Origin of the sequence: Nostoc sp. CCY 9925 (assembly GCF_963920935.1) — a bacterium.
Classification (GTDB): domain Bacteria; phylum Cyanobacteriota; class Cyanobacteriia; order Cyanobacteriales; family Nostocaceae; genus Nostoc.
The window spans coordinates 1-4,099 of record NZ_CAWUDO010000224.1; the positions used below are offsets into that span (position 1 = coordinate 1).

At 40.8% G+C, this 4,099-nt stretch carries 4 protein-coding genes; 3 read left to right on the top strand and 1 reads right to left on the bottom strand.

Going from position 1 to position 4,099, the window contains the following annotated elements; genetic code table 11:
• Window positions 1-793, bottom strand: a 793-nt coding sequence (mobV, locus tag ACM0OY_RS39670) for a MobV family relaxase (protein WP_414574186.1), incomplete at its 3' end; no start/stop codon positions are given.
• A gap of 241 nt (window positions 794-1,034) precedes the next feature.
• Between mobV and ACM0OY_RS39675 the strand changes: the two genes are divergently transcribed.
• The 3 genes from ACM0OY_RS39675 to ACM0OY_RS39685 all read left to right on the top strand — a co-directional run.
• Window positions 1,035-1,727 (top strand): hypothetical protein, encoded by a 693-nt coding sequence (locus tag ACM0OY_RS39675; RefSeq protein ID WP_414574187.1) that lies wholly within the window; start codon window positions 1,035-1,037, stop codon window positions 1,725-1,727.
• Window positions 1,724-2,920 (top strand): hypothetical protein, encoded by a 1,197-nt coding sequence (locus ACM0OY_RS39680; RefSeq protein WP_414574188.1) that lies wholly within the window; start codon window positions 1,724-1,726, stop codon window positions 2,918-2,920. The genes ACM0OY_RS39675 and ACM0OY_RS39680 overlap by 4 nt, the downstream gene beginning before the upstream one ends.
• Before the next feature lie 484 nt (window positions 2,921-3,404).
• Window positions 3,405-4,099 (top strand): AIPR family protein (locus tag ACM0OY_RS39685; RefSeq protein ID WP_414574189.1); only part of this gene is annotated, 695 nt, incomplete at its 3' end.

Consider the following 4,099-nt stretch of genomic DNA (forward strand, 5'->3'; position numbering starts at 1 on the left):
GCTCAATTCGTTGTCTTAGTTGTTCATTTTCAAAGGCTAAGGCTTTGGCTGTAGCTTCCATCTCTTGCTTACGTTGATTCGCCCTGTCTCTGTCGGCAGCTTTGGCCTTCAATTGCGCTGCACTTAGCTGATCAACTTCTAAGTCACGCCCCTCCTCCACAATACGGTAAAAGTCCTTGATATCCTGGTGCTGGGCTTTACTGCCCTTGATCCCACGCTCCAGCCCAATTAACCGCATCGTATTGTAGTAAGAATCTTGAAACGCATGAATTTTCTGCCGTCCGTCAAAGAAATGATTGCACCGTAGCTGTCCTCGATCATCAATCGGCACAAAATAAGCGTGAATGTGGGGGGTGGCTTCGTCCAGGTGTAACTCGGCTCTCACTATGCGCGAGCCATATTCATCGGCTAACCACTCTTTCGTCGCTTCCACCCAATCATCCAACTTTTGTGGTTCATAGTAACCAGCATTGGTGGGGCAGTCGGGACGGAAATAACTGGGGGATGCACTTAGCAACAACTCCACGCAGTACACCGCATCAGTGCGAATCTTCCGCCTTTGTTCATGCTCGGCAATTTTGGCTAGTACCAAATCCTCTAGTCGTTCCTCTGGGTCGAGCCTACCGATGAACCGAATATTTTTTTGAGTGGGATCTGCATTAGGGGTTTCTCTTTCTCGTGCGGTGTGAGATGCACTCCCTGATATGTTGCCCCGTTTTAATTTTTTTAATCGAGCGATCGCGTAGCTCATGGCTTCACATCTTGGATAAACTTGGTATGATTTTGTTATCACGCTGATTTACCCAAAATCGGAGCAATTGCGACTAGTCGCCAAAATAGCTAAATTGCTCAAATGCGAAAAAATGAAGATAGTCGTAGTAAGTACGATTATTTTAGCGGCTTGAAAGACTTTTTTGAAGGAACTCTAATACCTAACTAGCTCAAATGCTTACATAGCAAAGACTCCAGGCATTTAGTCGCCTGATTCTAAGCGGTGAATAATTTGGGTACGAATTACGCACGGATACTCATAAATGAGGGAAAAAGCGCAACGCAGTGGAAACGCAATTGAGAGGAAAAGGGGGATTTCTCCGCCTAAATACTCATTTAGACTACCCGCAATACTCATTTTTGTATCAAGTATTGCAAATGTAAAAAATAAGACAGTTGTACTGGTTTTTAAAATGGACAAACAGGGAAGCAAAGACGTTGAACTGCCAAGAGTAAAACGGAGACATGATTGTTGGGATGGAAGAACTATTGAACACTTGGTGAATCATCGATCAAAAAAGTCGGCAGGTGAACTGACAATGGAAGCAGTAACAAGTTACTGGCTAATAGAAGCATTAGTGGGAAAGGTAAGTAAAGAGGAATTTATTGAAGCTTGCTTGTCGAGTATTGGGCAATTGGAAGGAAAGCTAGTAAAGATTAGAATTTTAATGCAAAAGTTTTCTAATTCTTTTGAAGTAGATAGTAGTGCGATTTTGCCACCACAACAAATAGAGCAGAACAAATCATCGATTTTAGAAAAAAGCTTGCCAATCTCAACAAATGTGATTCGCAAAGATAAAGAAGAACAAGAGGAACTAGAGCAAATAAGTCAGCAGGAAGAATCCTTACTATCTGATGATGACTTGGGATTAATGGACTTGAAAATGACACCAGACTTGTTAATCGCTACTCAATTGTTGGGATTTGACGAAACAAACGGTAATAAAAATTTATGACAACTACAAATACCGATCGGGACAAATCAACCCAAGTCGTACAGTTTATACTGACGGCAGACTTGGGGGGTAGTTCAACCAAAGCGATCGCCCAGATTTATCCGGCGGGAGTGCCATTTGCATTGTGGATGAGTCCAGAAGTTGCCGATGTGGGAGAGGGTTCAACCAAACATTTAACTGTAGATGCGCTGCCTGATGATAGCGCTTGGGTGAGAATTGGTCAGGAATATTCTGTCTTAGGGAGTATTGCAAAAAGAGAGTTTGCTGGAACTGCGGCACTGCAAGATTTGAAGTCTGAATATGCCTTATCAAAGGTTGCTGGTTTGTTGTGGTTAGCTAAACGTCAAATAAATGTAAATATTCACGAAATGTTTCTCCAGATTTTGCTACCACCCGGAGAAGAAAAGGATGTACAAGATTTGGCTAAAAAGTTTGTCTTGAACTATAGGCAAGGAGTAATAACGCCAACGGGAAGAATGAAAATTAAGGTCAACAGCTTCAAAATTCTTCCTGAAGGAACAGGTATTATTTCTTACAGAAATCGCGCTCTAGGTAATGTATTTTCTCAAAAAAACATAGGATTGTTAATGCTGGGTCATCGTAATGCCAGTTTTACCCTTTCAGAAAAAGGGAAAGTAGCAAAGAAAGAATCGACAGACTTGGGGATGAATTGGGTGTTACAAAAGTTTGTCGAACGTACTAGCGTAGGACTATCGAAAGACGATCCGTGTATAGCTGCGGCTTTAGTGGAATTCTCTAAAGGTAATTTCACTGCATTACGAAATTTGTCACGTAGGAATACACCATCAGCAATTAACTCGGATTTAGAGTTGTTTAAATCAGTTTTAGAAGTGATTCGGGATGAATACTGTCGAGCATTGCTGCGGTGGGTGAAAAACCATGCAGGGTTAGACGAAGTTCTGATCTGTGGTGGTACTGGTGAGTTTGTGCGTCGAGAATTGACACAATATTTTCAAACAGAAAGCATCCCTATCGTTTGGAATGGTGGAGTAGTTATTCCCAAATCGTTAGATACTGTTGGCTTGGGTGAGCGACTGGCTGATGTTTGGGCAACTCATATTAGTTATGTGAGAATGCTGGATGAAAATTTTTGCTATGAGCGCAAACAGAAATTAGTACCAGATTCTTATTCCCCAGCAGTTAATCATCTCACTTCTATCAATAGAGTGTAGCTCTCAAGAAACACATTTTGGAACCATACCCAGTAATGATTTGAGATTTTAAGTTGAATGTGTTTCTTTCATATTTTGCTAGTAGCGATCGCCGCTAGTCCAAGGCTCATATTTTGCACTTGATGTTAGACAGAATATCTGTCTAACATCCTAAAAGCCTCTCTTGGTAAGAGATATGCTTCAACTTGCACCTTTCCTCATCTGAAAGTGCGATTGCTTTAACAGTAACAAAAAAAAACTCTGGAATATCCCAGAAATTTTAGTGTGTTTTGACTTAACTGCAAGCTTTATAAAAATTATTAGACTTGTAGTGTTCGCCAAACAGATCGGCACAGAATATTAGCAACAATTTCTTCAAATAAATTTAAAATGATGAAGAAGTAGTATTCAGAGATAGCGGCAGAGGTTATAGAGATTCTGACTATCTCATACTTGTTAATTAATTGCCTTTTTGTGGTCAATCTCAAAAATAGTAAGGAAGAATATGCCCAAGAATTTGACGTTAAAAATAGACCAATATATCAATGCAAGTCCTCAGTGCATTATTGCTACTGCTCATGTAGATAGTTTTCCAAGTGACCTACCCCTAGAACCAAATATTCGGGAACCTAACCGCAAAAGCTTAACATACAGACAAATCTTTGATTCACTGACCACCGAACCGGAAAAATTTTTTCAAAGAAATAATGGGATTGTACTGTGTGTTCATAAAGTTAAGCCGAAAAACAAGACAGAACTAGAGCTAGAGATACTACAGTCCAACGAAGGTGGTAACGATGGCATCATTAACGGGGGACATACAGTTTTAGCATTTGAGCAAGCTAGAGCAAACAAGTATGACCTCTCTTTAGCCAGAGTCAAAGTCACAATTCATATTGGGCTAAGTGAAGACGAAGCCAAAGACATCGCTCTAGCATCCAACACCTCAGCCCCAGTAGATGCCCGGTCAAAAGTAAACGCCAGAGGTGACTACAAATTCATCAAGCAGTTTTTAGCTCAACTGGAACATGAACAAGAGACAAAATTCCGCATTGCCTACTATCAAAACCAAAGCGGTGCGCCCAAAAGTCCACAGTGCAATGTCAACCATTTGATAAAGTTGATGAACTGCCTCGACAGGAATAAATATAACCCTAATAAGAGTAAAGGCAAACACCCTCCTGTCAGCAATAATCCCTC

Coding starts and splice junctions, on each gene's coding strand:
- ACM0OY_RS39675 (WP_414574187.1), top strand. CDS start 1,035: ATGAGGGAAAAAGCGCAACGCAGTGGAAACGCAATTGAGAGGAAAAGG.
- ACM0OY_RS39680 (WP_414574188.1), top strand. CDS start 1,724: ATGACAACTACAAATACCGATCGGGACAAATCAACCCAAGTCGTACAG.